Raw genomic sequence first — 13,636 nt, 5'->3', positions numbered from 1 at the left:
AGTTAAGTTGGCTTGGTGCATGATGAAAAAATATTTACTTCTGGTTCTCTGGCCGCTCGTGTTTAGCAGCGGCATTTTTTTGGTGGCATGCGATTCAAAACAAAGTGTAACCGGTGGAACGGATACTATATCAGAAGAGGATGTCGCTTTTGATGCCTTTAAAGAAAATCTTTTACATAAGTTTTGGCGGTTAAATCCGGAATGGGCTAGTTCTCAGGGTTTCCATAATTACGATACAGCATTGGTTGTTCCTACGGCTAATTACCGGAAGAACCTGGAAAGATCTTACAAGGGATTTCTAAAGGAGTTAGAAGCTCATGCCTTACATAAACTTTCACCTAATAACCGGACTGATTATTACATGATTCAGAATCACCTGAATAAAACTATTTGGGAAATTACTGAATTTGAAGAGTATAAATGGAATCCGGCCCGGTATAATATAGGCAGTGGCGTGGCTGAAGTACTAAACAGTCGGCACGACAACCTTACTAACCGGCTCCGGGTTATTGGTGAAAAATTAGCAAGAAGTATAATATACTATGAAACTGCAATAGATAATTTAGAAAAACCAACTTTAGAGCATACCCAATTAGCCATTCTGCAAAACAAAGGCGCATTAACTGTATTTGGGCCTGCTCTACAGGATTCAGTTGCAAAATCGGATCTGGCTCCCCACGAAAAGGAAATACTTAAACAGCGTATAGAAATAACCCGACTGGCTATTGAAAACTACCTGCGCCATTTAGAATATAAAGTATTGCCGGCAGTTTCAGCAGGTAAAAGCCGGAGTTTTCGGATTGGCTCATCTTTGTATGCGCGCAAATTTAATTTTGATTTAGAATCAGGTTTTACTGCGAATGAAATTTATCAAAAAGCAGTTTTGCGAAAGCGGAAATTGCACCAGGAGATGCTACGGCTTACGGAAGAGCTTTGGCCAAAATACTTTCCTGGTGTACCCATGCCCAAAGGATTACCCGCTGTTAAATCTCTTATAAGCCGGATTTCTCAAAACCATGTTCCTAAAGACTCTTTTCTGATAGCTATTCAAAATCATATTCCGGAACTGGTAAAATTTGTTAATGCTAAAAATCTGCTCACGCAAGATCCGACCAAGCCTCTTAAAGTCAGGATTACCCCGCCTTATATGCAGGGGATTGCTGGTGCTTCGGTTTCCGCTCCTGGCCCTTATGATAAAGAAGCTATAACCTATTATAATGTTATGCCCATAACGCAATATTCCCCAAAAGCTGCTGAAAGCTATTTGCGCGAATACAACCGTTATATGATGCAAATCCTGAATATTCATGAAGCCATTCCGGGACATTATACCCAATTAATTTATAGTAACCGGTCGCCCTCTGTAATAAAGGCCGTGTTAGGTAACGGGGCCATGATTGAGGGATGGGCGGTTTATGCTGAGCAAATGATGCTGGAGGAGGGGTACGGAAACAACTCGCCGGAACTGTGGCTAATGTGGTATAAATGGAATTTGCGGGTTACGCTTAATGCTATATTGGATTATGGTGTGCATGTGCAAAACATTAAAGAGGCAGAAGCTATTAAAATGTTAAGGGATGAAGGTTTTCAGGAAGAAGCAGAAGCCCAGGAAAAATTGCGGCGTGCCACTTTAAGTCAGGTACAATTAGCTAGTTATTTTACCGGCTTTACCGAAATACATGATTTACGCCAGGACTTAAAAAAGCAACAAGGAAAAGCCTTTAGTTTGAAAAATTTCCACGAACAATTTTTAAGTTACGGCAGTGCACCTGTCCGCCACATTAGGGAATTGATGCTGGATGATTGATAACTAGCTCATCCGTTATTTCTGAACCAGTTTTCGTAAGGCCATGGCATAACCTAAGTGTAAGCCATCGTGCATAGGTAAAAGCTGAATTGCCCCTTCAATAGAAGAAACGGTGCTGCCTAAACTGGTTTTATAAGGCGTAAATGGTCTAAAAATATTGTTTTCAAAATCTTCAGCTAAAAAATCTATAGTTGAAAAAAGATAGCTCTTTAGCAGTTCTAGTTCGGCTTGTGATACATAGGCTGTTGGCTTGGTTCCTTTTTGGTATTTAGTTATAATTTCTTCTTCTACCCGGGGAGTAACCTGGCTCATTTTATAACATAATACTTGTTGAGCAGCAATAATGTGCCCGAAATTCCAGATAATATTGTTATTAAAACCAGCAGGTATGGCATTTACAGCGTCCAGGGATAAGCCATTAATCAGGTTTAAGAAATTAGTGCGGGTAGCTTTAAGTATTTGAAAAGTGTAATCCATGTCTGAAATTAATAGTCTGTTCTCCTAGAAGGTAATTGATTTATAAAAAATATATTAAAACCACTTAATATTAGGAAAGCAATATTAGCAAAATGGTACGTTTATTGGTTGAGTTTAAAAAGATAAATAGATAGGATAATCTGGTAGATTTTAAAAATCCCTATCATTTTACTTTCGTAAACTCAACCAATAATTTTCAAAATCATGAAAAAAGGAATACTTATTTTGTTTGTTATGCTTACAACCGGAATGGTTGCGCAAGCTCAAGTTAGTCTGGGCCTTAAAGTAGGGGCAAGTTCTTCAACTGTTGATGTAAACAACCTTAAAAACAATTTATATCAATTTAAAGATGAAGGAAGTATTACCGGTTACCATGCCGGCGCTTTTGTACGGTTAAAAGCAGCAGGGTTTACGGTACAACCAGAAGCTTATTTTTCAACTACTGGAGGTAAATTAGAACGGAAAGAAATAAGCAGCAATAACGTAGAAGAGATAAGAGCACGGTTTAATCGGCTGGATGTGCCAGTATTGGTAGGTTTTAGCTTATTAAACTTAGTTAGAATTCAGGCGGGGCCGGTGGCTTCAGTACTGATGAATGGGAAATTGGGAGAAGAGCGAATAGAAAACTATTTAGACAAAACGGATTGGGGTTTTCAGGCAGGAGTTGGCATTGATATATCTAGTTTTTCTGCTGATTTACGGTACGAACGTGTTAATAGAGAATATACCAACCAAAGTACTAGTTACGATATAGGTAACCAGCAAGTTCTGGTAAGTCTAGGGTATAAATTATTTGGCAAATAAGTTTATAAAAAAGAGGGGCTGATTTACCAGCCCCTCTTTTTTATAAACTAGACTTCGCACATCCCATCAGAACAAGAAGCATCTTGCCCTTCGTTCGTAGTGATAGGCGTAATAACAGGCTTTTCTTCCTCCCAAACTTTTTCCAGCGTTTGTAAAAATAATTCAGAGGGTTGCGCTCCTGAAACTCCGTATTTGCGGTTTAATACAAAGAAGGGAACGCCCCTGATGCCTAATTGCTGGGCTTCAAAGCTATCCTGGTTTACTTCATTAGCAAATAAGTTATTTTCTAAAGTCTGCCGAACCAGCGCTTCCTCCAAGCCTATTTCTGTTCCTAACTGAACCAGCGTATCAGTATCGCCAATGTTTTTACCTTCCATAAAATAAGCCTGGAAAAGACGTTCTTCCGCCTGATCTTGTAACCCGTGTTTGGCAGCTAAATGAGTAAGCCGGTGAGCATGGAATGTATTAGCCGGAATGGTTTGGTCCATGTTGTAGTCTAAACCTACTTCTTTTGCCATGCCGGTTACCTGGGCATTCATTTGCTTTGCCTGTTGTGGGCTCCAACCTTTTTTCTCAGCCAATACTTCGTTGATGCTTTTGCCTGGTACAAATTGCATTTCCGGATCTAACTGGAAGCTATGCCACACTACTTCCACCTGGTCTTTATGCGGAAATTGTTCTAAGGCTTGCTCAAATTTGCGTTTCCCGATATAGCAAAACGGACAGGCTATATCTGACCATATATCAATTTTCATTTTTTCTCTTTAAATAATAAATTAAAACTGTCAAGATGTACCTTTTACCTTATAGGAAGAAGATAAACTTTGACTAAGTAAATTGCTCAAAGGTAGTGCCACTTTTTTTAGCTTGGATTCATTCGGTTAAATACCTGTTCCAGCTCTTGCCGGGAGGCCATTCTGGATATTTCGGAGGTACCATAACCAATCTCTTCCTGCCCGGAGGCTAACCCTGCCATCATGGCATCGGCAAAATCAGGTAAGGGTACGCCAAAGGTGTGTAATCCCGGCCCACCTAAATCGGTTTGTACGGCAGGTGGAATAATTTCTATTACCTTGATATTCGTTTTAGCTAATTGGTACCGTAACGATAACGTGAATGAATGCAAGGCCGCTTTGGTGGCAGAGTATACCGGCGCCTGGGCCAACGGCACAAAAGCTAATCCGGAAGTAACATTGATTATGGCCGAATTATTTTGCTTCTGCAAATGCGGAATAAATAAGGCTGAAAGATGAATAGGTGCTTCCAGATTTATGGCGATTTCTTGCTGAAATTCCTGCCAGCTCTCCTCAAACTCTGTATATGGAACCCGCCGCTGGATCCCGGCATTGTTTAAGAGTATATTTACCTGTGGTACCTCATCTTTTACCCAATAAAATAAATTTTGTCGGTCACTTTCAGCCCCTATGTCGCAGACAAAAGTTTTTAGACCTGGTAATTTTTGTCCAGCTTCCGCTAATTTATCTTCTCGCCGACCACAAATAGCTACTTGGCTGCCAGCCTTTAAAAACCGCTCGGCCAGAGCAAAACCAATGCCAGATGCCCCTCCGGTAATAAGTACTGTATTGCCTGCTAAATTCATATTTTAAATATTGCAAAGATTATAAGTTTCCCGTGGGGCCTATAGTTTCTTTTAGCTTAAAAATGAGTTTTATTTACTGGAGTAAAATACGCAGGATTGGGAGAAAGGTAGGGGAGCTATGGAGAGGTAAAATGGAAAATGTAAGAGAAATACAAAATAAAACAGGTATTAAGTATTTCTCTTACAAAATTATTTTAGCGATACTGGCACAAATAAGCTGTTTGGCCTTTTGATTTTACTTTAAAGGAGGCGTTAGCCGGTACTTCAAAGGTTTGGCCTTTAGTGAAAGTTTTATAATCCTGATCGCCTGGTAATAAAACAGTTAGTTCACCTTCTATTACGGTCATAATTTCGTGCTGGGATGTACCAAACTCATAATCGCCTTCTTCCATTACCCCAACTGTTGATTTGCCTTCTGGTGATTGGTAACCCAACGATTTCACCGTGCCACTAAAATATTCGTTTACGTTTATCATGATTTATGTATTTATGTATTTATGTAATTTTCAGAGATAAAAACTTTTATTATTCTTAATAAGCGGCGAATATAGGCAAGGACTTTAAAATTATTTTAGAAATATTTTATTTTGTTAATTATTAAATTTTTGCCAAAATAATAACTTATGCAAGAATTTTGGGTGCATATAAATAAGGGCAATATCAATATATGTCAAAACACGTATAAGCTCGTAGAATTTCAATGACAAAATTGAAATTTGTATAAACTTGATAAAAAAGTATAATACCTTTGGGGCATAAATTTTATGGAACCGTCCCTTTAAAACTAAAATTTAAAATTATTTAATAAACATCATGAAGAAATTAATTTTTGCATTGGCGGCTTGTAATATGCTTTTCTTAGCAAGCTGCGGTAGTTCAGAGAAACAAGCAGGCGAAGAATATTACGATCCGAATTATAAACCAACTGAAAACTCGTCTGCTTCCAGCGGCAATGGCGCACAAAACGGAACAGACGCTCAGGGAGGTACTACAGAAGTAGCTTCTGAGTCAGAGACACCATCTGTTAGTACGGAAGCTGCGCCGGTAGCCAATGCAGGGGCAACGGCCACATCTGGTACTACTACTCCGGCTGCAGGCGCAACGCCAACTTCGGGTACTACCACTCCGGCTGCCGGTGCTACTGCGGCCGCTCAGCCTAAAGCAGCTGCAGGTGGCGCTAATGTTGAGAAAGGGAAAGCCTTAATTGGCAAATCTGACTGTTTAGCCTGCCACCAGATAGATAACAAATTAGTAGGCCCGGCTTATAAAGAAGTTGCGCAGAAATATGAGTCTAATGAGAAAAACCTAAATTTCTTAGCTACAAAAATTATAAAAGGTGGCGCCGGTAATTGGGGCGAAGTACCAATGAGTCCGCACCCAACCTTATCGCAGGGCGATGCTAAAGAAATGGCACGTTATATTTTGTCTTTACGTTAAGATTTAGTTAAAAATATAAAATAAAAAAGGGGAGTTTATCATCCCCTTTTTTTGTGCATTAGCTTAAGCAATTACTTTATTATTCATACTTCCATATTTGATGAAAGGTATCTTTACATTCCTGTTTTATTTCTTCAGGTAAATCGGAGCCTGCATTAAAATGGAGCTCCACCTGCCCGGAAGCTGTACGCAAAGCATAATGATTATGCAGCCGATCATGCTCTTCGGTTTCGTTTTGCGGTGGACGTTTGTTGAAGAAATCAGCATGTTTTTCTTCTATACTTTCCATAGCTTTCTCAAAATTCTGGTTCTTTTGGGCATATTCTTCGCCATAAATAAATTCCGATATGTCTCTCATAAGATTGATCTTAATAACTTATTAAAAATACTTTGTTTTTACGCTTGTAAGGCACTTTTATTTGAGCCACTTGTACAAGTTATTGATATAATGTTAGTTTTGTATATCAGTAGTTGTATCAGTAGTTATGATAAGTGTCTATCTTTATCCCGATAAACCCAAGGCAAAAAAAACAGTTGTCATGGTTTGGGTTTCCCCTTTTAAAATCCGGGCTTCTACCGGAATTTCTGTTAACCCGAAATACTGGTTAAAAGACAAACCTTTCGTTTCCACTAAGCACCCCCGTTACGAATACATCCGAACCAAATTAATTGACCTGGACGGGCGTATTTTTAATGAAGCCATCCAGTATGAAAACCGGCCAAAGGAATTTACTTTGTCTGTTCTTCAAACCATTATTAATCCAGCCCGAAAAGTAAAGGATAACGGCAATATAAAAGATTGGTTTAACCAATGGCGGTGGGAGTTTCTGGCCTCCAAAAATAAGCTAAACCACCTGGATGTAAATGCCGAGAATAACCAGGTTTACCAGGACTGGAAAAAACAGGTGTTGCATAAGGAGCGGTACAATCTTCGCGGAAAGGAAGAACTTAAGAGCCAGATAAAAGGGCTTAATACCTATGTGGCCATGCGTACAACCGTAGGTTGGATAACCAAATTTAGTGAGCAAACCAAAGCGCAGGATATAGATAAAGAATGGTTGCCTGAGTTCTATCAGTTTATTTATGCGGAAAGTGAAATACGTTCTTCTAATTCTATCCGGCTGCTTCAGTCCAACTTAAAGAAGATCCTCAAAGAACATCAATTGCCATCGGAGTGGATTGAGGTGGTGAGTGCTGCCGAAACAGAAACCTTTGATTTGTACTGGCCGGAAGTTTTAAAACTGAAAGATACGATGTATGCTGATCCGTTGGTAGCGGAGGCGGCGCACACCTTTGTTATTAATTGCCAGTTGTGTTTGCGGTGGTCGGATTTAACCAGCTTGACCCCAGCCAGTTATTTAGAAATAAATACCCGGAAACACGGAGCCTTTAAAGCCATTATAAAAAAGCAGGTTAAAACGGAGTATACCACTTATATACCTATTCCACCAATGGCACAGGCATTAATTGATAGGTACGGCCGTATTCCGATACCCCGGAACCAGGATGGATCTTTTAATAATTGGTATTACTGGAAGCGGTTAAAGGAAGCAACGCAGGAAGCGAAGTTAGAACGCAAGGTATTATACAAAGGGAAACTGGTACCTTTGCATCAGGTAATTTCGGGTCACAATTCCCGGCAAACAGGAGCCAGCCGTATATTTGAGGTTACCCGGAATGATGCTTTAAAGGAAAAGCTTTTAGGGCATAAGTTTAAGAATGATCCTTATACAAAGGTAGCACCCGGTATCATTGCGGATGAATTATTGAGTGCCTGGAATTTAATTGAGGCTGAAGGGAATAAACAGGATTATTTTTTTATTGGCAATAGCTAAACGCTTTTTACGGTAATGGAGCTGGTAATTATAAGCCTTTGCTTTGCGGCTGGCTAATTGGATATCGTCAGCGGTATAAGCATCGGCAATCATTAAACTTCTTACCCAGCATTCCAAGCTTCTAAGTCTGGTAATAATGGCTAGGGTATGGGCATCATATTGGGCCTGGTGTTTCTGGCTGGAAAAGTTTGGTGGTGAAAAGAAAAGGGTTTGCATAATTGAAAGGATTTACTGTTTTATACTGGACAGGATTTCATCTAAACCTCCTTGTAGTTTTTTAATCTGCTGAGTAAGGAGCTGCACATCTGGTTTAGGAGGTTTTTCAAACAAAATATCTTCAGCCAGTATGCCATAAACAGATTGTAAATTATAGAGCATTTCCAGTGTAGGTTTAGACTTGCCTGATTTAATCTGATTTAGGGAGGCCGTCTTAATATTGATGCTGCGGCAAATGTCCGCATAAGTATCAGCTAAGCCAGCAGCAATCAGGTTATCAACTTTTTGGATAAAGCGGTTCCTGATCTGGGTTTCTATATCTTCGTTGTAAAGTTTTGGCATGGACGGTGTAGGGGTTGTATTTTTAATAGGGTAGGTTTCCTTGAAGGTGGCATACAGGATGTCTCCATTTTTTATCTGTTCACCAATGGCTTTTCTAGGATAAAATTTACCGTTACCTGTGGACAGGTAATTCTGAGTAGTCCATTTCATCAACTTGTCTTTCCCGTAGGACTCTCCAACCTGGACAATGAAAACCGGAGTATATACATCAATCTCAGCGCCTGATTCTACAAGCCATTTAAGGATATATAAATTGCACTCTCTGTCGCCTTTAATCTCTTCTTCAAAACAAAATATATGAAGAGTGTAATCTGGATTGTTTTTACTTATTTCCTTTTTTGTAGGTCTGTTTGGAGAAAGGGCAGTTGTATCAAAAATTGACATATCAATAGATTTAACAATTTAACTTATTCCGCACCTTTAGGTGGTAATTGCTTTTTCATTCTATTCATTTCCTCCATCAACTGCTCTGTTAAGGCCCGTAGGTCTTCTATATTTTCTTCAACCGTATCTACCTTATTAAATAGATCCTCATTCCGGTTAGGCATATAGTTGGACAGATACCATTTCACTTTCCAAAGGCCTAGTACATCATCATGCACAACTGAATAAGGCTTATGTGCCCGGTTGTCAGAGCGACAACGCAGAAAGCCTTTAGACCTAAGCCTGTTCTTGATCCGCTTTACCTGAACCCCTCTATCTTTACTTACTACCACATATATATTAAAGTCTTCTGCGGTTTCCCATTGGTCTTTGGGTATTTGTTCGCAAAGCAGCCAGTCACCTTCAAATAGGGTAGTTTCCATACTATCTCCCTTTACCTGTAGCCAATAATGGGTTCCTCCTCTGGCCATATAGCCGGGCAGGGTTGTATGACCTAGGCTGTTATAATAACCTGAAGACTGGTAACCGGATAAGTAATTAGCTGCTGCCTTCATATCAATCATAGGCACCATTACCGAATCTGAAGTGTCAGGCGTGATTATAATAACTTCATCTGTTGTTCTTAATTCTGTTGCTATAGGGGTATGCTTATTTGATTTAAACATATCTCCTTCTCCTCGAACAAGCCATTCCGCAGATATTTCAGGAAATCTATCTAATAGTTTCGCAATTATTTCAAAACCCGGTTTACTCTCTCTACTTCCTGGTAATAATGTGGCAATTGTTGTGTGTGAAACACCAATCATTTTAGAAAATCCTAAAACATTATCGTTTGAATACCTATCAAGAAGAATTTTTATTCGCTGATTTATAGACACTTGCAAATTAGATTGAAACAATTGCGAAATATTTTGAAATAATTGTTGCACTTGATTGAAACAATTGCGTATATTTGATAACAATTACAGCAATAACAATTACAACAAGCCAAGATAAGAAATGAAAATGGAACCTAAAACAGTTCGGGAAATCATGCCAGAAGATTTTACTATGATTCTGGCTAAAGAACTCAGAGTTGATCCGGCCAACATTAGCCGGGTTGTAAAACTTGAGAAGACTAACTCTAAATATTGGCCTGCTATTGAAAGATTAGCAATGGCTACGGATTCAAAGGCTTATAAGCAACGGCTTGCCTTTTTAGAAAAGAATTACCCATCACCAGTTAAAGCAGTTGCCTGATGAAAGCCGTTATCCCATTCTCATTTGCCGGTGTTGAAATCTCCAAAGATGGAGAAGGCCGGATTAGTTTAACTGACCTTTGGAAAGCTTCAGGTAATGATCGCTTTTCAAATCCTAATGCTTGGTTGAGACAAGATGCAACACAGACATTAATAGATACTGCTGCTGGAATTTTAAATACGTCCTCAGAACGTATTATAAAATCTAAAAAAGGGAAGGGAGGTGGCACATTCGCTCATAAACAAATCGCGTTGGCTTATGCTAAGTATCTATCGCCTGAACTTCACCTGACAGTTAACCAAGTCTTCTTGGAACGGATAGAAGAAGAGAAGAACCCTGATCTGATTATTGATCGTGGTATCAGAACCTACAAAAAACACGGCAAGTCTGATAACTGGATTGCTGAACGTTTGAACGGCAAAGTTGCCCGTCTTGCTTTTTGTGCATCTCTTGCCGCCCACGGGGTAAAGGGTATTGGTTTCAGAGATTGTACTAATGCTATTCTTACTCCCATGTATGGAGGTGGTGCTCAATTAGTACGGGAAAAGAAAAACTTACCTGTAAAAGCCAATACCCGTGAACATATGACCGAAACGGAATTAGCTGCTATCCGCTTTACTGAATTATTAGCTGCTGATAACATTGAAAAAAAGGGCCTTCAGGGTAACAAGGAGTGTGAATACGAGTGCTACAATACTGCAAGGTTGGTAGCTAAAACAATTATACAATCCCGAAACGCTGCCTAATCATGGATGCCTTAAACACCCACCTAAGCAGCTTTGTAAAAAACACGGCTGATTTTCTGGAAAGCCTGTCAACTACTGGCTATGTCTATAACCCCAGAGATAAAGAGCCGGGCCGCTTATACCTGCTGGTTCCTGCTACTACCATTATCCGGGTAGTTACCAGCCCTTGCAAGGTGCTGGAAGCAGGGGACTTGTTTATTCCGGAGCCTTGGAAGATGAGCGAAATATCTCAGCTAAACGGGCTTATCAAAATAGTATTCACTTATTAACTAACCTAGCCATGTGGATTGTCCTAACCTTTATCAGCTTTTTATTCTCTACAGCCTTTTTAGCTTACCTGTACCAGTTGCACAAGGGAAGCTGGAAGTACTGGATTTATGGGCTTCTATTCGCCTTAATATATGGAACAGGCACTCAATTACTCATTAATCTTATAACTGCTTAGTCATGGAAGCTATCAACCTAGATCGTTTTGCTTATCGGTTTAATGATATTGCTATCATTCGTGATTGCAGTCCTCAAACACCGTGGAATGATGCTCACCGGATGCCTTACGAGCCAAACTTTTTACGGGCTTTTAAAATATCTGAATCTCAGGCCAGATGCTTAAATACCGATGTAGCTAAATACCTGAAAAAGCTTCGTCCATCCTGGGAGATAACGTCTTATCCTTATTTAATTCCTAATCATTTGGAGTTGGCGGTATATCAGATAGCTGATCTGCTGAATTGTTCAGAAACCATTATCCGGCAGAATATCAACCGAAAAAAAGGAGAGGAGCATTATAACCTTCACATTAAATCAATACCAGGGAGCAAAACTGATTTCCGGGTATTCTATAAAGATGTGCTGGATTTTATAAACCGGAATTATATCTGTGAGCTGGAATTAGCGGCTTAATACATCTCAATACGACACTATAATCATAAAGTTTTATCAACCCTTATAATCTTACAATTATGCAAAATTCTTATTTGTACCCAATGAACTATGCTCCATCTTTTCAGGAGCTTACCCAAGCTAAATCTATTGGTGTTCCGGTTCTTTTCCTAAGCAGAGAAATCAGCGAAAAAGAAAAAGAAGCTGAGAAAATCCGAGCCAAAATTAAAAAGTTATTACGCTTTATGGAGGATGAGTTAATGGCCTATTGGCGCCTAGATCCTAAGGAAAATTCCTTATTCCATAAAGAAGGTCAATTAAGTAAGGATAAAAACGACATCACCATTCACATCAACAATGAAAGCCCGGTAGGGGTATTCCGCGAAGAGAAAGACCTAATGATGAAGCTTGGTAATGAGATTATTAAGGCGCCTTTTTTTGATGAATTGTATCACATTTCAACTGCTAAATAGCCATGCACAATAAGTACATCTTGATTGCCCTTAACCAGTTAGGCCGCCACTATCCCGGCTTCGAGCTTAGCGCCTACAACATCTACCTGATTATGCATTCCAATGGCAATTTTTCTGAATTCCATGAGTGTACCCTATTCTTTGATGGGTATGTCATTCATAGCAAGGAGAGATCCCTAAGGGAGATGTGTGATAACCTGAAGGTTAAGCTACAGGAAAAGTTTTCAGTCTATACAGAACAAGCCGCTTAAATCTTAGAAATATGCAAAACACCACTATTGCATCAGCTCAGGTTCTGGCCTATATCAGCCACCTGTTTTCTTCCGCTAAACCAAAGCTAAAAGATGTGACCGGGAAAGAGATTGTCTTCCCGGTTTACCTCAAACGGAAATGCAGCGACTACCTGAAAATTATCAGCCAATACCAGGCTGAGTTTCTAACTGATACCACAGAAGAAAAGGAAAGCCATCTGGTTACTTCCAAGGAGCAGTTGATAGTAGTGGATCACCTGATTTGTAATTCCTATGGGCAGTTCGGCTACCAACTTATCACGGAGGCTGAATACGAGCAGCACCAATTATTTATCACCAATTCATCTACAGCAAACTAACATGGCTAATTCAAAATACTCTACCAAAGAACAGAAAGAGCAGCTCTTAGCTCTTATTAAGAACCCGGTAATTAATGCCCATGAACGGGAGCAATTTGCCGGGATGATCAACGGTACCACGGAGGCTAGTGCGGCTGAAATGATCAACGCACTGACGCAGGGCATTAAGCAAAGAGAAGCAAAAGTAATTCAGCAAAAACAATCTAAACCTGTTTGTCATGGATAATAAACCAGCTAAACAAAGCAAAATGCAGGAATACTCCCTTGCTTCTGCCAGTTCCATTATGAATCTATCCAATGAACTGGCTAAGTTCATCAAGGATAAAAAGCTTTGCATGAATATTCAGGGCAAAGAATATGTACTGGTTGAAGCCTGGACTTTTGCCGGTATGAGTATGGGCTTATGTCCGGTTGTTACTGACCTGATTAATGAAAGCACTAATGAGGAGGTTAAATATAGGGCTGTAGTTGAGCTTCTAAATATCCACACTAATACAGTGGTAGGTCGTGGGTTTGCAGTGTGTTCTAATAAAGAAAAGGGTAAGAAGTTCTTTGATGAATATGCAATTGCATCCATGGCACAAACCAGAGCTACTGGTAAAGCTTATCGTTTGCCTTTAGGTTTCCTGATGAAGGCAGCCGGTTACGAAGCTACGCCGGCAGAGGAAATGGACTTCCAATCCAATACAGCAGAAGCTCCTAAACAGGAAACTCCTAAGCAAGCAGCACCACCAACACCGGAACCAGCTACCGATAAACAAAAGGAGCTTATTGTTACCCTTATTCA

The 13,636-nt window shown here is 39.7% G+C and carries 21 protein-coding genes; 13 read left to right on the top strand and 8 right to left on the bottom strand.

Features of this window, described 5'->3' with window-relative positions; translation table 11 throughout:
• Positions 1 to 19: 19 nt before the first annotated feature.
• Positions 20 to 1,807: a DUF885 domain-containing protein gene (locus tag ADHAQ_RS0108825; protein ID WP_051359809.1), complete on the top strand. Its 1,788-nt coding sequence runs from the start codon at positions 20 to 22 to the stop codon at positions 1,805 to 1,807.
• A gap of 15 nt (positions 1,808 to 1,822) precedes the next feature.
• Here the strand turns inward: ADHAQ_RS0108825 and ADHAQ_RS0108820 are convergent, their stop codons facing one another.
• On the bottom strand, positions 1,823 to 2,284 hold the full coding sequence (locus tag ADHAQ_RS0108820; RefSeq protein ID WP_026462620.1) for a DinB family protein: 462 nt from the start codon (positions 2,282 to 2,284) through the stop codon (positions 1,823 to 1,825).
• Between the two features lie 204 nt (positions 2,285 to 2,488).
• Between ADHAQ_RS0108820 and ADHAQ_RS0108815 the strand changes: the two genes are divergently transcribed.
• Entirely contained in the window at positions 2,489 to 3,088 is a 600-nt protein-coding gene (locus ADHAQ_RS0108815; protein WP_026462619.1) for a porin family protein, read from the top strand.
• A 47-nt stretch (positions 3,089 to 3,135) separates the two neighbouring features.
• On the opposite strand, the gene ADHAQ_RS0108810 is transcribed toward ADHAQ_RS0108815, so the two are convergent.
• The 3 genes from ADHAQ_RS0108810 to ppnP all read right to left on the bottom strand — a co-directional run bounded on the left by ADHAQ_RS0108810 (position 3,136) and on the right by ppnP (position 5,164).
• A complete protein-coding gene (locus ADHAQ_RS0108810; RefSeq protein ID WP_026462618.1) occupies positions 3,136 to 3,843 on the bottom strand; it encodes a DsbA family oxidoreductase in 708 nt (235 codons plus the stop codon).
• A 107-nt stretch (positions 3,844 to 3,950) separates the two neighbouring features.
• Positions 3,951 to 4,688 carry an SDR family oxidoreductase gene (locus tag ADHAQ_RS0108805; RefSeq protein WP_026462617.1) on the bottom strand — a complete coding sequence of 246 codons (738 nt, stop codon included), beginning with the start codon at positions 4,686 to 4,688 and terminating at the stop codon, positions 3,951 to 3,953.
• Positions 4,689 to 4,882: 194 nt separating this feature from the next.
• Entirely contained in the window at positions 4,883 to 5,164 is a 282-nt protein-coding gene (gene ppnP / locus ADHAQ_RS0108800; RefSeq protein ID WP_026462616.1) for a pyrimidine/purine nucleoside phosphorylase, read from the bottom strand.
• A 337-nt stretch (positions 5,165 to 5,501) separates the two neighbouring features.
• Between ppnP and ADHAQ_RS0108795 the strand changes: the two genes are divergently transcribed.
• A complete protein-coding gene (locus ADHAQ_RS0108795; protein ID WP_026462615.1) occupies positions 5,502 to 6,125 on the top strand; it encodes a c-type cytochrome in 624 nt (207 codons plus the stop codon).
• 79 nt (positions 6,126 to 6,204) lie between these two features.
• Here ADHAQ_RS0108795 and ADHAQ_RS0108790 read toward each other — a convergent pair whose 3' ends face one another.
• Positions 6,205 to 6,483: a hypothetical protein gene (locus ADHAQ_RS0108790; protein ID WP_026462614.1), complete on the bottom strand. Its 279-nt coding sequence runs from the start codon at positions 6,481 to 6,483 to the stop codon at positions 6,205 to 6,207.
• 127 nt (positions 6,484 to 6,610) lie between these two features.
• Between ADHAQ_RS0108790 and ADHAQ_RS0108785 the strand changes: the two genes are divergently transcribed.
• On the top strand, positions 6,611 to 7,960 hold the full coding sequence (locus ADHAQ_RS0108785) for a site-specific integrase (RefSeq protein ID WP_157433380.1): 1,350 nt from the start codon (positions 6,611 to 6,613) through the stop codon (positions 7,958 to 7,960).
• Here the strand turns inward: ADHAQ_RS0108785 and ADHAQ_RS0108780 are convergent.
• From ADHAQ_RS0108780 to ADHAQ_RS0108770, 3 genes are read right to left on the bottom strand one after another with little or no spacing between them, the layout of a single operon-like run.
• Positions 7,907 to 8,176: a hypothetical protein gene (locus ADHAQ_RS0108780; protein WP_026462612.1), complete on the bottom strand. Its 270-nt coding sequence runs from the start codon at positions 8,174 to 8,176 to the stop codon at positions 7,907 to 7,909. The two genes, ADHAQ_RS0108785 and ADHAQ_RS0108780, sit on opposite strands and share 54 nt — an antisense overlap.
• A 12-nt stretch (positions 8,177 to 8,188) precedes the next feature.
• Positions 8,189 to 8,902 carry an HAD family hydrolase gene (locus tag ADHAQ_RS0108775; RefSeq protein ID WP_026462611.1) on the bottom strand — a complete coding sequence of 238 codons (714 nt, stop codon included), beginning with the start codon at positions 8,900 to 8,902 and terminating at the stop codon, positions 8,189 to 8,191.
• A gap of 23 nt (positions 8,903 to 8,925) precedes the next feature.
• Positions 8,926 to 9,831 (bottom strand): S24 family peptidase, encoded by a 906-nt coding sequence (locus ADHAQ_RS0108770; RefSeq protein ID WP_211240580.1) that lies wholly within the window; start codon positions 9,829 to 9,831, stop codon positions 8,926 to 8,928.
• A gap of 70 nt (positions 9,832 to 9,901) precedes the next feature.
• On the opposite strand from ADHAQ_RS0108770, the gene ADHAQ_RS0108765 reads away from it, so the two are divergent.
• From ADHAQ_RS0108765 to ADHAQ_RS25075, 9 genes are all read left to right on the top strand, one after another.
• On the top strand, positions 9,902 to 10,141 hold the full coding sequence (locus ADHAQ_RS0108765) for a hypothetical protein (protein ID WP_026462609.1): 240 nt from the start codon (positions 9,902 to 9,904) through the stop codon (positions 10,139 to 10,141).
• Complete coding sequence (locus tag ADHAQ_RS27190) at positions 10,141 to 10,887, top strand: KilA-N domain-containing protein (protein WP_051359808.1); 747 nt, start codon at positions 10,141 to 10,143, stop codon at positions 10,885 to 10,887. Before ADHAQ_RS0108765 ends, ADHAQ_RS27190 begins: the two co-directional genes overlap by 1 nt.
• 2 nt (positions 10,888 to 10,889) lie before the next feature.
• Positions 10,890 to 11,156, top strand: coding sequence for a hypothetical protein (locus ADHAQ_RS0108755; protein WP_026462608.1), 267 nt, complete (start codon positions 10,890 to 10,892; stop codon positions 11,154 to 11,156).
• 178 nt (positions 11,157 to 11,334) lie between these two features.
• Positions 11,335 to 11,787: a hypothetical protein gene (locus tag ADHAQ_RS0108750; RefSeq protein WP_026462607.1), complete on the top strand. Its 453-nt coding sequence runs from the start codon at positions 11,335 to 11,337 to the stop codon at positions 11,785 to 11,787.
• A gap of 59 nt (positions 11,788 to 11,846) precedes the next feature.
• The gene (locus ADHAQ_RS0108745; RefSeq protein ID WP_026462606.1) at positions 11,847 to 12,239 is read left to right on the top strand and encodes a hypothetical protein; all 393 of its coding nucleotides are present in this window, start codon (positions 11,847 to 11,849) and stop codon (positions 12,237 to 12,239) included.
• A gap of 2 nt (positions 12,240 to 12,241) precedes the next feature.
• Positions 12,242 to 12,490, top strand: a complete 249-nt coding sequence (locus ADHAQ_RS0108740; protein ID WP_026462605.1) for a hypothetical protein — start codon at positions 12,242 to 12,244, stop codon at positions 12,488 to 12,490.
• A gap of 11 nt (positions 12,491 to 12,501) precedes the next feature.
• Entirely contained in the window at positions 12,502 to 12,849 is a 348-nt protein-coding gene (locus tag ADHAQ_RS0108735) for a hypothetical protein (RefSeq protein WP_026462604.1), read from the top strand.
• A 1-nt stretch (position 12,850) separates the two neighbouring features.
• Entirely contained in the window at positions 12,851 to 13,075 is a 225-nt protein-coding gene (locus tag ADHAQ_RS0108730) for a hypothetical protein (protein ID WP_026462603.1), read from the top strand.
• On the top strand, positions 13,068 to 13,636 hold a 569-nt coding region (locus ADHAQ_RS25075; RefSeq protein WP_051359807.1), incomplete at its 3' end, for a hypothetical protein. The genes ADHAQ_RS0108730 and ADHAQ_RS25075, both read left to right, overlap by 8 nt.

Source organism: Adhaeribacter aquaticus DSM 16391 (genome assembly GCF_000473365.1).
Lineage (GTDB): Bacteria > Bacteroidota > Bacteroidia > Cytophagales > Hymenobacteraceae > Adhaeribacter > Adhaeribacter aquaticus.
Note: the sequence above shows the minus strand (reverse complement) of the source record. Positions and strands in the feature narration are given on the sequence as shown.